Origin of the sequence: Psychrobacter pacificensis, assembly GCF_900101915.1 — a bacterium.
Lineage (GTDB): Bacteria > Pseudomonadota > Gammaproteobacteria > Pseudomonadales > Moraxellaceae > Psychrobacter > Psychrobacter pacificensis.
On the sequence record NZ_FNAL01000002.1, the window covers coordinates 44,297 to 62,752 of the forward strand.

Below are 18,456 nucleotides of genomic sequence, written 5' to 3' on the forward strand. Positions count from 1 at the left end.
CTGTACTGACAGTCCTCCCTTTATTAAATCTCATCCATGTACAGTACGGCAATAGTGTTTTAGTTAGCAGTAGCTTCTTTGGTCGCTACTGGCTGAGTCGCTGCAGTATTTGCCATCGCAGTTTCAGGTGCTTTGCCAGTTTTGTCCGATAGTGAGTAGACGTAAGCGGCAAGTAGCATGATACGCTCATTACCTAGCTTCGTTTCCCACTGAGGCATTACACCTGCGCGGCCATAACGTAGCGTTTCACGAATGGTCTCGCGATCACCACCATATAACCAGATATTATCCGTCAAATTCGGTGCGCCAGCTGAAATCATACCTTTACCATCTGGTCCATGACAAAGAACGCAGTTGGTCGGCTCATGAAAAATAACTTTACCTTGAGCAACTTTCGTTTGATCAAGATCATAGTCATTTTGGTTGCCTGATAGTGATAAGACATATTCAGCGACCGCACGTATGCCGTCTTCACCAAGCTGATCACGCCATGCTGCCATACCACCAACACGACCATTGTGTAGCGTGGTCAAGATGTTACCGGCTTTACCACCATACAACCAATCATTGTCAGTCAGATTAGGATAGCCTGGGGCACCCTTAGCATTCGAGCCATGACATACTGCACAGTTCTGTAAGAACAAACGGCTACCAACTTTTAAAGCATTTGGATTTTCAGACAGTTTTTCGACATAAGGTGCAAGTTCTGTGACCTTCTCATCGATTTGTGCCTGTAGATCCGCTGGTGGATTGTCACTGCGACGCATGGTCGCTTGTAGCTCGTTTAGCGTCGCTAGTGTCGCGGTTGCGCCTGCTGCATCTGCTTTAACCAAGATATTCTTTTCAAAGTTATCTGTAAATACTTTGTTGTTGCTCTCAAGCTCACTGAACAGCTCGTTTTTAGAAGTCCATGGTACATCTTCACCATCGACTTTTATGGTTGCAAGACCGTTCCAGTTTCCCGGAAGCATGGCTGGGAAAAACACCCAGTAAACCACGCCCCAGACGATTGAGCCAAAAAATATCACTAACCACCATTTAGGGAGTGGTTTATCGTATTCTCGGATACCATCGTATTCATGACCAGTGGTACCGTCTTCTTCAACCTCTGGCTTGTATTTTAATACAAACAGCAGAACGCCAAGAATGAACGCCCAACAACCAAAACTGATTAGCGTAATCCAAGAACTCCAAAAAAATGTCATCATTTATCCTTATTGCGCTGCTCTTCAGACAGAGATCTAATGTCCTCGTCATCAAGCGCAAGTTGTGCATCTTCTTCGAAGCGTTTTTTGTTTTTTGGCGAATACGCCCACCATGCAACGCCTACGAAGGCAATAAAGGCAGAAACGGTCGCAATTGTTTGTAATTCACCAATACCCATTAGCGCTGTCCTTCCATTGCGGTACCTAACTGCTGTAGATAGGCAACCAAAGCATCAAGCTCAGTGGCGCCAAGTACGGCATCTGGAGCACCTTCGATATCTTCTTCAGTATAAGGCACACCGAAGCGATCACGGAATAGACGCATTTTAGCTTGAATGTTCTCACCATCGACTTCGTTCTCGGCCAACCATGGGAAACCTGGCATGACTGACTCAGGCACTAGCGAACGTGGACTGATTAGATGCTGCTTTTGCCAATCTTCAGAATAACGGCCACCAACACGTGCTAAGTCTGGTCCAGTACGTTTCGATCCCCATAAAAACGGGTGATCCCACGTCGACTCAGCGGCACGTGAGTATGGTCCATAACGTTCAACTTCTGCACGTAGTGGGCGAACCATTTGCGTATGACAAACGTGACATCCTTCACGGATATAAATATCACGACCTTCAAATTCAAGCGCAGTCCAAGGCTCCATAGCGGGAAGGGGCTTGTTCAAACCGCCTTCCTCAGGACTGTCGTTGTTATAAATCAAAGGCACGATTTCAACTAGCGTTGCAAAACTGATAGCAATGACGATACCAATGACTAACAAGCCTGTATTTTTTTCAATAATTTCATGCGGTGTACCAGCCATGATCGCTCCTTATACGTTAGCTGTCGAAGGTTTTTCGACACTAGGTTCATGATCCGTTGGATCAGCGACATCTACAGGCTTACCTTCTGGCATTTTGAGTGTTTTATAGCAGTTATAAGCCATAACAAACATACCCGATACATATAAGAAGCCACCAAAAGCTCGGCCAATATATGGGAAATGCGAGAATTCAACAGTATCAACGAAGCTATATACCAAAGTACCGTCTGGGTTAGTAGCAAGCCACATCATGCCTTGGCCGATACCTGAGATCCACATAGACACGATATAGAAAATCGTTCCTGCAGTCGCCAGCCAAAAATGCGTGGTGATTAAGCTGATAGAGTACATTTTGGGTTTGTTATAGACACGTGGTAGCAGTACATATAGCGAACCAATCGTAATCATACCAACCCAGCCAAGTGCGCCTGAGTGTACGTGACCAACTGTCCAGTCAGTGTTATGCGATAAAGCATTTACTGTCTTGATTGACATCATTGGGCCTTCGAACGTCGACATCGCGTAGAACGACAACGCCACAATCATAAAGCGAATGATCGGATCGGTACGTAGCTTATCCCAACTACCTGATAGCGTGAGTACACCGTTAATCATACCACCCCAAGAGGGTGCAAATAGAATGATGGAGAATACCATTGCCAATGACTGCGTCCAATCAGGAAGCGCTGAATAATGCAAATGGTGACCACCAGCCCACATATATGAAGCAATCAATGCCCAAAAGTGAACGATAGACAAGCGATAAGAGTAGATAGGACGACCAATCTGTACTGGAACGAAGTAATACATCATGCCAAGGAAAGCTGCCGTTAAGTAAAAACCTACCGCGTTATGCCCGTACCACCACTGGACCATGGCATCAGTTGCACCGCCAAATAGCGAGTAAGATTTGAACGCACTAACAGGGATAGCCATGCTGTTTACGATGTGTAGTAGTGCAATCGTAATAATGAAGGCGGCAAAGAACCAGTTAGCCACATAAATATGTGAGGTTTTGCGTTTGATGAGTGTACCAAAAAATACAATGGCATAAGAGATCCATACCAAAGCAATTAAGATATCAATAGGCCACTCAAGCTCAGCGTACTCTTTACTTGACGTCAAACCTAGAGGAAGGGTAATAACAGCAGAAACAATTACTGCTTGCCACCCCCAAAAGGTAAACCAAGCCAAATATGGCGCAAATAAGCGCGTCTTGCAGGTACGCTGAACGATATAGTAAGACGTTGCGAACAAGGCACAGCCACCGAACGCAAAAATCACCGCATTGGTGTGCAGTGGTCTTAAATGACTAAAGGTCAGCCATGGAATGTCAAAGTTTAGTGATGGCCATGCTAACTGTGAAGCAATGAACACACCAAGACTCATGCCGACGATGCCCCAAACGACAGCCATAATCGTAAAAAATCTTACGATAGTAATTTCATACTCACGGTCAACTGGGGCGACTGCTGTGTTTTGTAAACTCATTGGATGATTCCTTTACAGCCCGAATTATCAACAGAATTAACCAACAGTCCGCATTATAGATATTATAAAAACTTATAAACCTACAATAGCTACAGTACATAATGTTTTTTGACCTTTTATCACCATAATCTTATTAACTATCAATTTAGGCTTTGATTTTATATCAGTTGATACTGATGGATAAAATGAGGCGCTTCGTGCACCTTGTTTACAGCCAATCGATAGTAGGATTGTTAATACATCATCAAGATAAATAAAAAGACGCGCCGTTTTTGAGCATCAAACATCTTATGAGGCTAAATATATATCTTAATTATTACGAAAAAATCTGTACTAATGAAGATAGATACCCATATCTATAGGGCTATAAAAACGCACTGACCATAGATGTATGCTAGCGGCGGCTGACAAAAAACATGTTTATGTAATGTTTGGTTAAAACTCCCGACTCTGTTTAAGGGTATTGTAACGCAATCCTAATTAAATATCATCAGAACTATGCGGCAAAATACAAACTCTTTGGTATAAATGATAGCGAGCAACTTATTATTATTGCGCTACTTGCTTATTTTATACACAATTTCGTCACTATTCTAGATGCGTGTTTGCATCAAACTAAGACAAACGTTGCTAAATATAATTGTGATATTCGAAAGGAATTTTGTAACAATCGTACCACTAGCGGCACAAATAGGTTTTACTTCTCATCAAGTCGCCCCTTATAATGAGCCTAAACATATTTAATGCCCGCATACTTGTGGGCTATTAATAACAGGCATTTTAATAATTTGCTAGTCAGGTTAATGCGTAAAATAGCAGCGTTAACCCAACAAAACACCCATTAAGGATAATAATATGGCAGTTTTTTTGACAGATGAATGGTTTGAGCAAGTGGAGAAAATGGGCAGTGAGGCGGGTGAGTTAAACTTGCCACCAGCACTTGCTAATATGATTGTTAACCTAAAAGTATCTGATACTGACAAAGACATCGAAGCCAACTTTGCCGATGGTTTATTACATCGTGGTCTAAATAGTAACGGCACGACGACTTTATTATTAGATCGTAGCATTCTACAGTCTATCATCACTGATTTTGACACCAATCAAATTATGGGTGCTTTCATGAGCGGTAAAATTCGCGTTGAAGGGGATATGTCGCAATTGATGGCAGTACAGACTGCTCGTCCAAGCGCTGAGCAAAAAGAGTTGTATAAGCGTATCAAATCAATGACGACGATGGCGTAGGTCTTATATTGAGTGGTTTGTACTCAAGCCATTGATATACAATTCACTCAGATATACAAAAGCCCCTATTTAGGGGCTTTTTATTTGCTCAAACATTCAACTGTCATAACAGCGGGACAATCATCTGTTTATCGGACTACTGTCTTGTTTCATTAGATTGTATCAATTTAATTTTATCAGCTGGCTTTAGACTGCGCCGAAGCTTGCTGATTCTCTTTATATATCGCTGCCTGCAACCAGACATTGGCTTGTACATAGTCATGCACTTTAATACTGGCGGTCTCTGGCGTATTAAGCGCACCAATACGTACGACAAAGGGATCTGCATCCTGCTCACGTAATGTCACTACATCAAACAAAATGACAGATTTATCGTTAAATATCGTTTCTTGTTTGCCAAGCACTTGACCTTGACACCAAGCCTCATCTTCTTGCCCTAAAGTATCGCCAAATAAATAAGCACACATGTGTCCTAAGTTGATTTCGACCGGTGCCATTTGTTCTTCGGTTTCAGGTTTCCATTCACTGATTTGCGCTTGCAGATCGTCTGGAATTTTTCCGTCATTAGCCGCGACGATATCGTTAAACGCACGATGATAGCGGATAGATTCTTGGTCTTCTACCATGATGACTTCGTTTTGCTCACTGAGCTTAATCTCGTGCGCCCATGCGCTAAAGTTAACGAAATAAGACGTATCGCGCTGATACAAATGACGATTGGTCGTATAGAGCTGATCAAACGCATAAATAATGCTGCCATCAGCCGTGCGTAAGCGTAATACCGCATCGTGTGAGTTGTCATTGACAATGACGCGCTCGATTTTACAATCAAGCCCATAAGGACTATCAACACAAGGATAAGCATTGATGAAGCGCTCAGGCTTACCGTCTTTCATTGCGAGTACTTGATTGATATGGCAGGGCTTGTCTTCTGATAACAACAAACAGCTGTCTTTTGCACTGACGTTGTTGTTCAGGCCTTTAGGTATTGCCGCCACTTCAATCATTTTTTGTAGCCACTCTGGCACATCCTTGCTCATATCATCGGTCAAAATACGCCAATGATCGCCATGACCTGCAGACTGCTCATCGGTCAGTGTGATCTTGGTAGGAGTTTGAATGTTTTTATATTGATAATTTATGGTCATGAAAATACTCAAAATTAAGTCAGCGTGGGGTTTGTGTCTAATACTGTAGTGCGATGGTTACTTACGTGCCATTCAGTATTTCAAATAACTGGTTTATGATGTCAGCGACATTACCAGCAAAGTGTGAACAAACCACAATGAGGGTTAATGACAATTGTCTTTAGCATATAATATATAGGTATTGACATATCTAATAGCAAGGCCTCTATAAAAAATAATAACAAAACCCAGTTTTTTGGTAAAAAATACTCTTAGTATCGGCTAATGACTGGCACATATTGGCTAAATTGTGTCAAACTAGCTCCCTTTTGACGGCTGTCCTCGGCTCGTCTGATCTCCTGTTTTGTGTTTGATTTATATGTGAGTAGTAGCAGCTGTATGATGCATTTACTACTGCTCGTGATGCAACCTATATAAAGTCGCACGTAGATAAGATAAAGAGTTTGAATATGTTTCGTCCTTTAGCGTTATTTATCGGCTTACGATATACCCGAGCAGAGCGCAGTAATGGCTTTATCTCCTTTATATCCCTGATTTCAATGATTGGTCTGACGCTTGGGGTTGCCGTATTGATTACGGTGCTATCGGTCATGAATGGTTTTGATCGAGAATTAAAAACCCGTATTTTGGGCATGGTGCCGCAAGCCACCGTGGTCTCAACTGAGATTATCGGTGATTGGGAGCAGCTCGCTGATAAGATTAAGGAAGATCCAGAAGTATCAGATGTCGCCCCCTTTATCCAATTGCAAGGGATGCTGACATCAAACGGTCAGGTCGCCGGGATTATGGTGACTGGCGTCGAGCCTGAATACGAAAAAAACGTCTCTATCATTAATGATCATATGGTCGAGGGCAGTATTGATACCTTGCAAAGTGGTGACTTTAGCATCGTATTGGGTGAAGAGATGGTGCAGTCTCTGGGTTTACAGATAGGGGACAAAGTAACTCTAGTGCTGCCAGAAGCCTCGCCATCGCCAGCCGGTGTGATACCGCGGTTTAAGCGCTTTACTTTGACAGGTATTTTTACCATCAGCCCAGAGGTAGACAGTCTGATGGCGTTCATCCCGATGGGTGATGCAGCAAAACTGCTGCGTCTGCCAGAAGGGGCGCAAGGCGTGCGCATGAAGCTCAATGATATCTTTACTGCGCCGATTGCCGCAGAAAAAGCCGCTGCTATTTCTCCTCAGCAGTTGTTCCCCAATGATTGGACGCAGACGCACGGCAATCTATTTGGTGCAATTCAGATGGAAAAAGCCATGGTTGGTTTGCTACTATTTTTAATCATCTTAGTTGCCGCTTTCAACATTGTCTCAAGTCTTGTGATGCTCGTCACTGACAAAAAAGCAGATATTGCCATTCTAAAAACCTTTGGTGCGTCTCCTCGTTTGATTACCCAAGTCTTTATGGTACAAGGCGTGGTCATCGGTGTGATCGGTACCGTTGCTGGTACGATATTGGGTGTGATATTCGCACTCACCGTCAGTGATATTTTAGGCTTTATTAATCAAGTCTTTAATTTGAATCTGTTTGATGCTTATTTTGTGAATTATTTGCCGTCAGAGTTGCGTTTACTCGACGTGGTATTCATTACAGGTGCCTCATTTATATTGAGCTTTTTGGCAACGATTTATCCAGCACGCCGAGCGGCTAAAATTCAGCCTGCCCAGACACTACGTTATGAGTAATTCAATCGCATAAATATCGACATAAATAAAATAAAGGAAGCGCTATGTCTGCCATTTTAAAGGCGACCAATATCAATAAAATATATGATGAGGGAGCCGTTAGTACGCAAGTATTGACGGGCCTTGATCTGACAGTTCATGCTGGTGAGCGCATTGCTATTGTCGGGACCAGTGGTTCAGGAAAAAGTACCTTGCTACATTTGCTTGGTGGTTTAGACACGCCCACGAGTGGTGAAGTCTGGTTACATGGTCAGTTATTAAATAGCATGAATGAGACCGAACGCGGCGCGATGCGCAACAAGCATTTGGGTTTCATTTATCAGTTTCACCATTTGCTAGCAGAGTTTACCGCAGTCGAGAATGTTGCGATGCCTTTACTGATGCGTCCAGAAGTATCAACAACTGACGCTCGCAAGCAAGCGATTGAGATTCTCGAAAACGTCGGTCTAAATCATCGGTTGATGCACAGACCGGGTGAGCTATCAGGTGGTGAGCGTCAGCGCGTGGCGATTGCGCGCGCACTAGTTACCAAGCCTTCGCTTATCTTGGCGGATGAGCCAACTGGTAACTTGGATTATGACAATGCGCAAAGTGTCTTTGGATTGCTATCAGAGCTACAAAGCACTATGCAAACAGCACTTTTGATGGTGACACATGATCGCAACTTGGCGGCGCTTGCTGATCGTCAATTATTGCTACGTAATGGTCATTGGGAACAGTATTAACGTCTATATATGTTGAGATTTTCAGATGAATATAAGTGTCATAAATTAGCACTTATAAGGGTTGTCCTAACGAAATATATTGTTGTATTATCAAGTAAATATCTCATAGCAAAAGATATAGAAGCTTGATTAACTAGCTGCTATGTCTATTTTATAGGTCTCCGAATAATGAACAAAGATGACAATCCAATCGCCGCTTTTGGCAGTGCTGAAGAAGGCGATGAGCCGTTAAAGCCTTATATCGATCCAACCTTGTTTGACACCATCGATAGACAAGAACAAAAGGATCTTATCACACCCGTGTTTGATGCGATCACTTTGGCTGGGGTTGACTATGATTTAAAGGTTCAAGACAGCGCGACAGGTAAGCGTTATACGCTCTGTAAAAACGACGAGGTTATTGAGATCGTCTCTATGGATAAAGATTTTACGGATAAGCTTATAGATGCCATAGAAAGAACCAAAGAAGAGTGATAGCTCTTGCTTCAGACGCTGACGTTGTACTGTTTAATATTAATACCGTTTAATGATGTTAAACGGTATTAATATTTAGGCGATTTATCATCAGGTTTTTGCTGACGTTTTTGCCAACTCACGACCGTCTTGTAACGCCAAATCGCTTTAAAAGCAAGTCCACAAACGATGCTGGTTATAATCGCTAAAATCGTTAGCCCTATACAAAATGCTGTAAGCGATACAGTGCCTTTATAAGTAATAAAAGGGTTGGCGCCATCTGATAATGCCCATAAGCTAAAATCAGCAATCATTCTGCCGATAAAGCGCAAACTGATCACTGGTGCATCAATGATTTTTGCACCGATATAATACCCAGCATAAAAGATAGGCAAGCTGGTGACTGGATTGGTAATCCACGTTAGACCGAGAGCCATAGGCACATTGGCTCGAAAAATAAGTGAGCCAATCAAAGCCAGCAACATCTGTCCTGGCAGTGGAAAAAATGCGCTAAGCACGCCAATATAGACTGCTTTATTTAAGCTATGGCGGTTGAAGTGCCATAACCGAGGATCTGCCAAATGCGGGGCGAACAGTTTTAGGGTGCGACTTTCTAGGATTTTTTCCGGTGTAGGAAGCAGGTCTTTTAGACGTTTGTGGGGCACAGTATCGCCTTTAATCGTTAACGACAGTCCGCTCAATTGTATTGATGGGCTGGTATAAAGTAATATTATGGATAAAAAATACCGATGAGAATACATAGAGTGGTGATGGTAGAAAGCCATCATTTTAATATGCCTCATCAGTATAGGGTAATATAAATATAAATGCTATTGCCTCACAGATATGATGCTTCAGTCGCTTCTAAAATGTCGATAAAAATGGCTGCTCTGGCGCCTTATTATCATCAATAACTGGCGTTAGCTGCATTATAATATTTTGCTCATCAAGCAAGGAGTGCTGGTGTATTGGTTAGTTGGTAGCCTGGTAATTATTGCTATGATGGGTGTGTTGGCAGTTGCAGATAATGTGGCGATGCCGATCGACATGCCTTTATTGAATGTGGTCAGCGCCACAGGTTTGCTTTGGTTGCTTGTCATATTTGCTATTATTCTGCTTAGTGCTACTCAACTTAATAGCCCTTCAGTAAATACTCAAAGTACCAATAAAACGCGTTCTGTCAGCTCACCTAATGATGTTAAATTGTCACTTTTTAGCAAATACTTCTTATTTGGTCTATTAGCCATTGGGTTGGTCGTGAGTAGCGCGCTACAAGCGCTAGTTGCACATCAGCAAGCCGAAACGACCAAAATTACTGACTCTATACGTGTACAAGCACTCGTTCGTATCGAAGGGATAAGTGACAGTGTATATGATGCCAGTACAGATAGCGGCTATCGACAAGTAGCAGTGGTCACGCATTTAATGCCATTAGTCGCTGAGTTGACTCCCCAAGATTTGGCAGATAGTACAAGGAATTATTCGAAGGAAGAAAATAATAGCCTAAGTAAAAGCTATAGTGACAATTTTGAAAAAAAACCCAATAATCATATCGAATACCGAGTATTGCTCAATGCCTATCCAAAAAACACATCAAATAATGACTCGTTCTCAAATTTAAATGATTTGCAGCCAGGCGATGAGCTATTTATGAGCTTGGCACTGGTACCATTGTCTACCTCCAAGCAAGCAATAAGCAACCCGTCTGGTTTTGATGGTTATCGCTGGTTGCGAGGTCGACACATTGATGGTGTGGCAAATATACTGGCGGTTAGTGCGTTGACTGTCAGCAAAAGCAATAACGATGAAGCTTTACAACAAGCATCGACGTCTGACTCTTATTTCCAGCGATTTCGTACTCGTATTGATATAGGACGTTGGCAATTAAGAGATCATTTCTATAGAGATTGGCCTGCACAAACCACAGCAGAGCAGCAGACCAGAGCTGTCACATTGAGTTTGCTCACAGGTGACCGTAGCTTGATCAATCGCGACACCAAGGATCTATATCAACTGGCGGGTATCTCGCATTTGCTTGCAATATCAGGGACACATGTACTGTTTTTAGCCATTGTATTGGGCGGCGCCGTTGTGTTGCTATTCAATCGACTGTGCCCAGTGGTTTATCGCTATATGCCACGCTGGCAGGTGCGTTGGTGGGTAATGATTGGTGCTGCTTTTATCTATGCACTATTTACAGGTTTTGATGTGCCTGCGGCACGTACGGCGTGGATGCTACTGGCTATCGGCTTGGTGAGATTGACATTGCTACCTATCAGTACCATGCGTGTGTTGTTAGCATTAGCTGTCTTGATGGCATGGCAAGATCCGTATGTATTGTGGCAGGCAGGGTATTGGTTGTCCTTCATCGCAGTGGCGCTGTTGCTCAAATACGAAGATACCTCGTATCAGCGTACTACAGAGGCTTTGAGATCATCGTACGACGAGCATAGGAGTAAGGGCAATAGAGTGCTCTATCATGCTCTGCGAGCTGGACGGCGTATGTTCAAGCTACAGTTTTGGTTGTTTCTGACGTTATTGCCTATTACGCTGCTCTTATTTGGTAAAGCATCATTGTGGGGACTTATTGTCAATTTATTTGCGATTGGGCTGTTTGGGTGGGTGATTGTACCGCTCAATCTGTTAGCAGGGCTTTTTTACCTGTTATCACCCACGATAGCTGACAGCATTTGGTCTTTAGTAAGTGCCATCGTCGGCAATCTACATGAGTTGATTGGTTGGCTGACATCATTACCAGCATTAACAGACGCATGGTTGTATACGCCAGTTAATATGGCGATATTGCTCATGGTGTTGTTAAGTATAGTACCTTGGCTTTTGCCAAGAGGGCTGCTCAGTCGCTGGTTGGCACTGCCTCCACTGACGCTGTTAATGATGACGGTGTATGCCAATCAGCAGTCAATGATAACAATGCCGACGTTATATATTTTGCCAACGGGTGATCCCTATATCAGTGCAGCCTTGCTACAATTCCCTTTACATAACCAAAGCGTTAGTAACAGTAAGGATAGATCTTCACTTGCGAAAGACAATACCAGCTGGCTGTTTTTGGCTGATCATAGACCAACCGCAACACGGACCATGCCAAGCAATCTCACAGCGGATAAACTATCTGTATCTTTAGAGCAGCAACTGGGCAGTTTGTCAGTCGATAAACTAGAAGGCATCATAGTGCAGAGCAGTAGCACCGTACTGACTGACACGTTGAATGCCAGTGAGCAAAATATGGTCGTTAGCGCCAAAAATTCTGAGTTATTACCGCTGGCAGTTGCGCAGTTAAATCAGCAGCTACCTGTCAGTCAATATTGGCAAGCGGGACGCTCCGAGCGTTGGTCTGCATTCCAGCAAGCCTCTAAAATAGCAGCTCAGTCTAAAGGTAAGACGAATATCAGTGCGCAAGGTTGCGAGCAAGGCAAAACATGGCAGGTGGCTAGTGGTGATGTATCCATCCAAGCAATGACAGGCTGGAGCGAGATAGGTGATACTAGCGTGTGGGACTGTACAATTGCGATTGATAGCAGCGTACCTATACAAGTTCTAAGATACAACGCAGCCGATCCGCTAAAGTCATTATCTGTAAACTCTCAAACGAAAATAGCAGATAACCAGTTAGATACGGATCACAAAAACTTGTCTCTATCACGGCTTGTTTTAGATACTGACACCCATCCACGTGTTTGGCAGATGTGGTCATTATTATGTTCAGCTGATTCGAATAACGACAGTATGAGGTTTAAAAACATCACATGGCTTGGTCATAGTGCATCACAGATGACAACTGATGTCATAAGTCGTCAAAGCATCAATGATATTATCACCTATGATGACAAACCTTTAGAAGCGTCTTTATCGCTGAATATAATAAACAACGGTGTTGACGCAGAAGCGATGAGTCCTTAAAAATATTGCTTATACTCGCAGTGTTACAATATGGTGATATTTCACAGTTATACTATTGAACCATTATCGAAATACCACCATACTTAGCAGCCTATTAATACCGATGATTGACACGGCGAGGAGATATTTATTTTTAGCCGTATCTACCAATATCATCTTTTTATTGTTTTAGATTGTTTCTGACTTAGGAAGTTATATGCCCAACTGGCCACCAGACCCAAACAAACGTCCTGATAATTCGGCAAATCAGCCAACGCCAATGCAGCAACCAAACGCGCCGAGCGGACAAGAGTGGAAAGTACTGGAAAACACCTTATTAGCTAGTGTGGTTGAGCAGCGCCGTGCTCGTCGCTGGAGTATTTTCTTTAAACTGTTGACCTTTGGTTATATATTATTGATATTTTTGACCATAGGTCGCGGATGTAGTGGTTCGCCAACAGGTATGGATGCCGTTGATACTAGCTCGCCGCATTTGGCAGTGGTTGAGCTGCAAGGTGTGATCAGTAATGATGATGTGGCCAACGCTTACGATGTCAATGAGGCATTGACAGACGCTTTTGCAAATAGTAACTCTAAAGCGGTGGCGTTAGACATTAACTCACCTGGTGGCTCACCGGTACAGTCTGATGAAATTTGGCAGACTATGATGGATCTGCGTAAAGAATATCCCGATAAAAAGCTTTATGCTGTTATCGGTGATATTGGTGCTTCAGGTGCTTATTATATCGCCTCTGCCGCAGATGAGATCTATGTCAATCCATCGAGCTTGGTTGGTTCTATCGGTGTCATTATGCCAAGTTACAATGTCAAGGGCCTAATGGACAAGGTCGGCGTAGAAGATCGTACTATCACTGCGGGTGAGTACAAAGACATCTTGAGTTTGTCGCGCCCATTGACTGACTACGAAGAAAAACATGTCGAAGGTGTGCTTGCTAATACGCACAAGCATTTCATCAATGCCGTCAAAGAAGGCCGCGGTGATCGCTTGAAAAATCCTGAACAAAACAAACTGTTTTCAGGACTGTTTTGGACCGGTGAGCAATCTATCGAGTTAGGTTTGGCAGACAAAACGGGCAGTATTACAAGCCTCAGTAAACAATTGGATCTTGATACGATCATCAGCTATAGCCCAACCGATCCGTTCCAAATGTTTATGGATCGCTTTGCGGTACAATTGGGTGCAGGCATTGGCTCTAGCATGAGCCTTGATGGGTTTTTGCCCCAAGAAGAAGGTAATGCAAAAATGCGTTAAGCGTTTAATATTTTAGATATACTGTGTATGATTGTTGAGGCTGAGCATATAATTATGCTCAGCCTCAATTGTATATAATGCTAAAAACTACCTTAATATGAAAGACAGTTGAATTATTAAAAATAATATATAAACCATCCCACGAGAGCCTGTTATGAGTGATGAAATCAATTTGCAGACCTTTGCTGCGCTACCTGTCTCCAAGATAACAAAAAAGCCTGTGCTACATTTTGCCCATGCCAATGGCATGCCAAGTGCTGTCTATGAGCCGTTTTTTGCAGGATTGTCCGCATTTTTTACGATTGAATATATTGCCATGTTGGGTGACACGCCGGATTATCCCGTGGATAATCATTGGCGCAGTCTGACGCAGCAGGTGATCGATAGCGTAAAAACTGCCTGTGAGAAGCATAGCGTCAGTCAGGTGGTGGGCGTGGGTCATTCACTTGGCGCCATGTGTACCTTGCAAGCAGTGTACCGTGAGCCTAAGCTGTTTGCTCAAGCAGTGCTCATGGATCCGCCTTGGATTTATGGCAAAGTTAGCTTGTTATGGCATTTGGCAAAGACAGTAGATAAATTGCCTCTTACGAGTAAGCGTTTGATGGATAAATTGTCACCAGCGGGTATCTCTAAGCATCGCCGTGATGTGTGGGACAGCCGAGCAGATGCGTACGAAAAAATGCGGCACAAAGGATTTTTCAAAAACTTTGATGAGCGCAGCTTCCAAGGCTATATCGATCATGGCTTGCATGAGCGCGCGGATGGTAAAGTGACACTGGCCATTCCTAAAGCTAATGAAGTAGAAGTGTTTCGTACCAATCCTTCTTGGTATTGGCTGACGCCCAATCGTGGCCCCAAAGTGCCTGTTACCTTGATTATCGGTCAAGACAGTATCTTTTTGAAACGTCGGTTTCCCCAACAGATAAAGTCGCGCTTGGGCATACCTTATGAGACTCATGAAGGGGGGCATATGTTCCCACTTGAGCACCCAGAGTCTGTATCGCAGCAGGTACTAGAACTGATTAAGCGGCAACTATCAAAATAAAAGCAACGTATCGTTATGTAGGCTTGTGTCTAATACAAGCTGACAGCGTATTTTTTAAGTGACATATATATGCCAAAAAACGTGACAGCTTTACCGGATATCGCAACCTCGTCTGAGCGTCCGCCATTATTTTCACGCGTTGGTACATTTATGCTGACGGTAGGGATGGTGCTTGCGTTTTTTATCAGTCAATTGGTAGGCGTCTATATCGCTGGCAAGCTGGTATTACCTGCGACCAAAAATGCTTCGATGGGCGATATCTTCTTTTTTGGCAGTAACGATGGAACAGTCGTGAGCTTATCAATACTCATAGGCTGTGTGCTGCTGATGACAACCAGTGTTCTCATTATTCGTATAAAAGGCGGGGAATGGCGACAGTATTTAGCATTAAAGCCGTTTTCATTTACGGTAGGTATGGGCATGCTAGGATTGCTGTTGATATTTATGATAGTCAGTCAGGCGCTGACTTATATGCTGGATATGACGCCGCTGGTATTTGTCGACCCTCTATATCAGTCTGTTAGTTCAGTGTGGCTGCTGGTCTTTGCAATGGTCGTCGTTGCACCTATTTACGAAGAAGTGATCTTTCGTGGCATATTATGGTCAGCCATCAAAGAGCAGTTCACCGCACCGTCATACTCTGTGCAGCACGGTGCGATAGTAGCAAGTATCGTGACCAGTTTGATATTTGCCACTATCCATGTGCAGTATGGCATTTATGAAATCAGTACTATTGTGGTTTTGGCATTCATATTTTGTTATGCACGTATCAAGTCAGGGTCGCTATTACTGCCAATCGTACTACATATCGTTAATAATGGCGCAGCAATGTGGCAGTATCTTGCGCAAGCGGCGTAGATAACATGCTAGCCACGACAATGGCTAGCATGTGAATTCTATCAAGCCAGTTATATCAGCATTTAGCTATGCGTCAGGATTTAACAATAATACTTCATCGGCTGCTCGTTTAATGTCATCGAGCGTGAGCTGAGGTTTGCCGCTCAATGCTTGCCGCCATTTGCGTGCACCCATCAATCCTTGAAACAATCCTAGATAATGCCGTGTCATCGTGGGTAGTGCTTCGCCTTTGGCGATTTGTTCTTGTAGATAAGGGTAGAGCTGCTCTAAAATCTCTGAGCGCTTAGGTATTGTTTCGGGTGCTGCCTCGTTCCATAAGCTATTGGCCTCTGCTAATAGATACGGGTTGTGATAAAACGCCCGACCAATCATCACGCCATCGATATGTTGCAAATGCATTTTTATGTCTTCAATGGTATCAATACCGCCATTGATCTCAATATCAAGCTCAGGAAAGTCTTGTTTTAGACGATAGACATCCTCGTAGCGTAGCGGTGGTATCTCGCGGTTTTGCTTAGGACTCAGCCCTTGTAGCCACGCGGTACGTGCATGAACGATAAAACGCGTACAGCCAGCCGCCGCAACGGTCTGCACAAAATCCACCATAAACTCGTAACTGTCAAAATCATCGATACCGATACGGTGTTTGACCGTCACGGGGATATCGACTGCAGCTTGCATGTGCTTGACCAAGTCAGCCACCGTTTTTGGCTCTGCCATTAGACAGGCGCCTATCTTGTTGTGTTGCACACGATCAGAAGGGCAACCAACATTGATATTGACTTCATCATAGCCGTATTGCTGAGCAAATTCGGCGCATTGTGTCATCTCACTGATATCTGCTCCGCCAAGCTGCAATACCAGTGGATGCTCAAGTGTGTCAAAGCGTAGGTGACGTGCGCGGTTACCGTGTATCAATGCACCGGTGCTAATCATTTCGGTATACAGGTACGTGTGCGGGTTAAATAGTCGCGCAAAGTAACGATAGTCTGTCGTTGTCCAATCAATCATTGGCGCAACGGAGAGGCGTTTGTTGGTCATATCAACCATGGTTATCAAGCCTTAATATCTGTGTCTTAAACAAATGGATAAGGTGCAATGAGATATCTCATTGCACCTTAGTTTTAAACATCGTTCGAATTAGTGACTGATCTATTATTTATAAAATAACATGATCAATCTTTTTGAATTCAGGCAAATTATAGAAATAAAGCCCCATAATAATACCGATAGAGCCCACAAAGGCAATATATAGCGCTGGCGAGAAACTGATGAGTGTCGTGGCGTAACCAAGACCAAAGGGTATCAGCACACCCACGATACCGTAGGTAATATTATAACAAAAAGAAATGCCGGTGAGACGTACATTGGTCGGAAATAGCTGCACTAAAATGGCAGGGATCATGCCCATGATACCGGCACAGAACCCTAGCAATGCATACATGATTAAGATATAGTCGCCACCCGCCTGCAGATGATAAAAGAACGCCAGTGTTTGAGCGATAAGTAAAACAGAACCAATGACCAAAATTTTACCAAAGTTCTCATGGGTCGAGATCATGCCATAAAAGACACAGCCAAGAACCATAAATACGATGCCCAAGCTATGAGAAAAGCTAAACAAATCACTGTCTAAAGTAAAGTTGATTTCTATTAGTTCTGGCAGTAGTAGGACAATGACAGAGGTGATACTAGATATCACTATAGTCAGTACCATACTGACAAAGATAGAATGTTTGCAGCGCTTGAATAATACCGTAAATGGTCTACCTAGATTCTTACCAGTTTTTGGCTTATCTAACGCCAAGAAAAACGGAGTCTCTTTAACCAATCGCCATACCAACAATGGCAGACAGGTTAGTAAGGCGCCAACAAAAAACGGCAAACGCCAGCCATAATCAGTCAGCTGTACGGTGGTCATAAAGTCAGTCAGCCACAGAAAAAACGCATTAGAGAACAGTACACCTACCAAAAAGCTAGCCGTAACGTAGCTACAAGCCACTGACAAATACTGCCGAGGGACATGCTCCGCCACAAATACCCAAGATAGCGGTGCGTAAAGACCAAATGCCATACCTTGTATGATTCTCAGCAATATGAATAACGCAGGTGCAAGCGCACCCCACTGCGCATAAGTAGGCAGACACGCCATTGCGAGCAAGCTACCTGCCGTAACGATTATGCTCAGGAAAAAGGTCGGCTTTCGACCTTTGAGATCACCATAACGCCCGAACACAATACCACCAAATGGCCGAGCCAAGTAACCAATGACAAACAGCCCCATTCCTTGCAGCTTAGCAACCGTAGGATCGTTATTAGCGGGGAAAATAGCAGCTGAGACAATGTCTGCAATGTACAAATAAATCAAGAAATCAAAAAAGATTACAGCGCTGACAAAGCTTACGAATATGACTGTATTTTTGTCTTTTTTAGACATCAGGGCGTATTGAGAACGAGTCGGCATAATAGATCACGCATCCACGGAGTAAAGTGGTCATTAAGACGATCATCGTTTAGATAATCGGCCATGATAAAAACCGGCAAATCAAAGTATATAAACAATGATTCGCCGGAACAGTAATTTTGTGTATTGTAATAAGAACTTTGATTA

16 protein-coding genes are annotated in these 18,456 nt (G+C 43.3%); 8 read left to right on the plus strand and 8 right to left on the minus strand.

Annotated features, from left to right (window positions below; genetic code table 11):
- Nucleotides 1-59: 59 nt before the first annotated feature.
- The 4 genes from ccoP to ccoN are packed head-to-tail and all read right to left on the minus strand — an operon-like array spanning nt 60 to nt 3,513.
- On the minus strand, nt 60-1,205 hold the full coding sequence (gene ccoP / locus BLR43_RS01630; protein ID WP_071001899.1) for a cytochrome-c oxidase, cbb3-type subunit III: 1,146 nt from the start codon (nt 1,203-1,205) through the stop codon (nt 60-62).
- Nucleotides 1,205-1,384, minus strand: a complete 180-nt coding sequence (locus BLR43_RS01635; protein ID WP_058024764.1) for a CcoQ/FixQ family Cbb3-type cytochrome c oxidase assembly chaperone — start codon at nt 1,382-1,384, stop codon at nt 1,205-1,207. Before BLR43_RS01635 ends, ccoP begins: the two co-directional genes overlap by 1 nt.
- Entirely contained in the window at nt 1,384-2,022 is a 639-nt protein-coding gene (gene ccoO, locus BLR43_RS01640; RefSeq protein ID WP_093068117.1) for a cytochrome-c oxidase, cbb3-type subunit II, read from the minus strand. The genes BLR43_RS01635 and ccoO overlap by 1 nt, the downstream gene beginning before the upstream one ends.
- Nucleotides 2,023-2,031: 9 nt before the next feature.
- Nucleotides 2,032-3,513, minus strand: a complete 1,482-nt coding sequence (gene ccoN, locus BLR43_RS01645; RefSeq protein WP_071001897.1) for a cytochrome-c oxidase, cbb3-type subunit I — start codon at nt 3,511-3,513, stop codon at nt 2,032-2,034.
- An 855-nt stretch (nt 3,514-4,368) separates the two neighbouring features.
- On the opposite strand from ccoN, the gene BLR43_RS01650 reads away from it, so the two are divergent.
- A complete protein-coding gene (locus tag BLR43_RS01650; protein WP_071001896.1) occupies nt 4,369-4,758 on the plus strand; it encodes an SCP-2 sterol transfer family protein in 390 nt (129 codons plus the stop codon).
- 176 nt (nt 4,759-4,934) lie between these two features.
- Here BLR43_RS01650 and BLR43_RS01655 read toward each other — a convergent pair whose 3' ends face one another.
- Nucleotides 4,935-5,906 (minus strand): hypothetical protein, encoded by a 972-nt coding sequence (locus BLR43_RS01655; protein ID WP_093068121.1) that lies wholly within the window; start codon nt 5,904-5,906, stop codon nt 4,935-4,937.
- 449 nt (nt 5,907-6,355) lie between these two features.
- On the opposite strand from BLR43_RS01655, the gene BLR43_RS01660 reads away from it, so the two are divergent.
- From BLR43_RS01660 to BLR43_RS01670, 3 genes are all read left to right on the plus strand, one after another.
- Nucleotides 6,356-7,591: a lipoprotein-releasing ABC transporter permease subunit gene (locus BLR43_RS01660; RefSeq protein ID WP_071001894.1), complete on the plus strand. Its 1,236-nt coding sequence runs from the start codon at nt 6,356-6,358 to the stop codon at nt 7,589-7,591.
- Nucleotides 7,592-7,635: 44 nt separating this feature from the next.
- Nucleotides 7,636-8,316, plus strand: a complete 681-nt coding sequence (gene lolD / locus BLR43_RS01665; RefSeq protein WP_093068124.1) for a lipoprotein-releasing ABC transporter ATP-binding protein LolD — start codon at nt 7,636-7,638, stop codon at nt 8,314-8,316.
- Nucleotides 8,317-8,484: 168 nt separating this feature from the next.
- Nucleotides 8,485-8,790 (plus strand): hypothetical protein, encoded by a 306-nt coding sequence (locus tag BLR43_RS01670; RefSeq protein ID WP_058024771.1) that lies wholly within the window; start codon nt 8,485-8,487, stop codon nt 8,788-8,790.
- Between the two features lie 68 nt (nt 8,791-8,858).
- On the opposite strand, the gene BLR43_RS01675 is transcribed toward BLR43_RS01670, so the two are convergent.
- On the minus strand, nt 8,859-9,434 hold the full coding sequence (locus BLR43_RS01675; RefSeq protein ID WP_223335218.1) for a DUF2062 domain-containing protein: 576 nt from the start codon (nt 9,432-9,434) through the stop codon (nt 8,859-8,861).
- Nucleotides 9,435-9,732: 298 nt separating this feature from the next.
- On the opposite strand from BLR43_RS01675, the gene BLR43_RS01680 reads away from it, so the two are divergent.
- From BLR43_RS01680 to BLR43_RS01695, 4 genes are all read left to right on the plus strand, one after another.
- A complete protein-coding gene (locus BLR43_RS01680; protein WP_227674253.1) occupies nt 9,733-12,690 on the plus strand; it encodes a ComEC/Rec2 family competence protein in 2,958 nt (985 codons plus the stop codon).
- Between the two features lie 196 nt (nt 12,691-12,886).
- Nucleotides 12,887-13,942 (plus strand): signal peptide peptidase SppA, encoded by a 1,056-nt coding sequence (sppA, locus tag BLR43_RS01685; protein ID WP_071001891.1) that lies wholly within the window; start codon nt 12,887-12,889, stop codon nt 13,940-13,942.
- Nucleotides 13,943-14,096: 154 nt separating this feature from the next.
- On the plus strand, nt 14,097-14,987 hold the full coding sequence (locus BLR43_RS01690; protein WP_071001890.1) for an alpha/beta fold hydrolase: 891 nt from the start codon (nt 14,097-14,099) through the stop codon (nt 14,985-14,987).
- A 69-nt stretch (nt 14,988-15,056) separates the two neighbouring features.
- On the plus strand, nt 15,057-15,845 hold the full coding sequence (locus BLR43_RS01695) for a CPBP family intramembrane glutamic endopeptidase (protein WP_071001889.1): 789 nt from the start codon (nt 15,057-15,059) through the stop codon (nt 15,843-15,845).
- A 66-nt stretch (nt 15,846-15,911) separates the two neighbouring features.
- Here the strand turns inward: BLR43_RS01695 and dusA are convergent, their stop codons facing one another.
- Entirely contained in the window at nt 15,912-16,895 is a 984-nt protein-coding gene (gene dusA, locus BLR43_RS01700; protein ID WP_071001888.1) for a tRNA dihydrouridine(20/20a) synthase DusA, read from the minus strand.
- A gap of 109 nt (nt 16,896-17,004) precedes the next feature.
- Complete coding sequence (locus BLR43_RS01705; protein WP_093068129.1) at nt 17,005-18,309, minus strand: MFS transporter; 1,305 nt, start codon at nt 18,307-18,309, stop codon at nt 17,005-17,007.
- Between the last annotated feature and the right edge of the window lie 147 nt (nt 18,310-18,456).

Bases quoted from the DNA above. Each gene is read 5' to 3' on its own strand.
- ccoP (WP_071001899.1), bottom strand. From the start codon at position 1,205: ATGACATTTTTTTGGAGTTCTTGGATTACGCTAATCAGTTTTGGTTGT.
- BLR43_RS01635 (WP_058024764.1), bottom strand. From the start codon at position 1,384: ATGGGTATTGGTGAATTACAAACAATTGCGACCGTTTCTGCCTTTATT.
- ccoO (WP_093068117.1), bottom strand. From the start codon at position 2,022: ATGGCTGGTACACCGCATGAAATTATTGAAAAAAATACAGGCTTGTTA.
- ccoN (WP_071001897.1), bottom strand. From the start codon at position 3,513: ATGAGTTTACAAAACACAGCAGTCGCCCCAGTTGACCGTGAGTATGAA.
- BLR43_RS01650 (WP_071001896.1), top strand. From the start codon at position 4,369: ATGGCAGTTTTTTTGACAGATGAATGGTTTGAGCAAGTGGAGAAAATG.
- BLR43_RS01655 (WP_093068121.1), bottom strand. From the start codon at position 5,906: ATGACCATAAATTATCAATATAAAAACATTCAAACTCCTACCAAGATC.
- BLR43_RS01660 (WP_071001894.1), top strand. From the start codon at position 6,356: ATGTTTCGTCCTTTAGCGTTATTTATCGGCTTACGATATACCCGAGCA.
- lolD (WP_093068124.1), top strand. From the start codon at position 7,636: ATGTCTGCCATTTTAAAGGCGACCAATATCAATAAAATATATGATGAG.
- BLR43_RS01670 (WP_058024771.1), top strand. From the start codon at position 8,485: ATGAACAAAGATGACAATCCAATCGCCGCTTTTGGCAGTGCTGAAGAA.
- sppA (WP_071001891.1), top strand. From the start codon at position 12,887: ATGCCCAACTGGCCACCAGACCCAAACAAACGTCCTGATAATTCGGCA.
- BLR43_RS01690 (WP_071001890.1), top strand. From the start codon at position 14,097: ATGAGTGATGAAATCAATTTGCAGACCTTTGCTGCGCTACCTGTCTCC.
- BLR43_RS01695 (WP_071001889.1), top strand. From the start codon at position 15,057: ATGCCAAAAAACGTGACAGCTTTACCGGATATCGCAACCTCGTCTGAG.
- dusA (WP_071001888.1), bottom strand. From the start codon at position 16,895: ATGGTTGATATGACCAACAAACGCCTCTCCGTTGCGCCAATGATTGAT.
- BLR43_RS01705 (WP_093068129.1), bottom strand. From the start codon at position 18,309: ATGCCGACTCGTTCTCAATACGCCCTGATGTCTAAAAAAGACAAAAAT.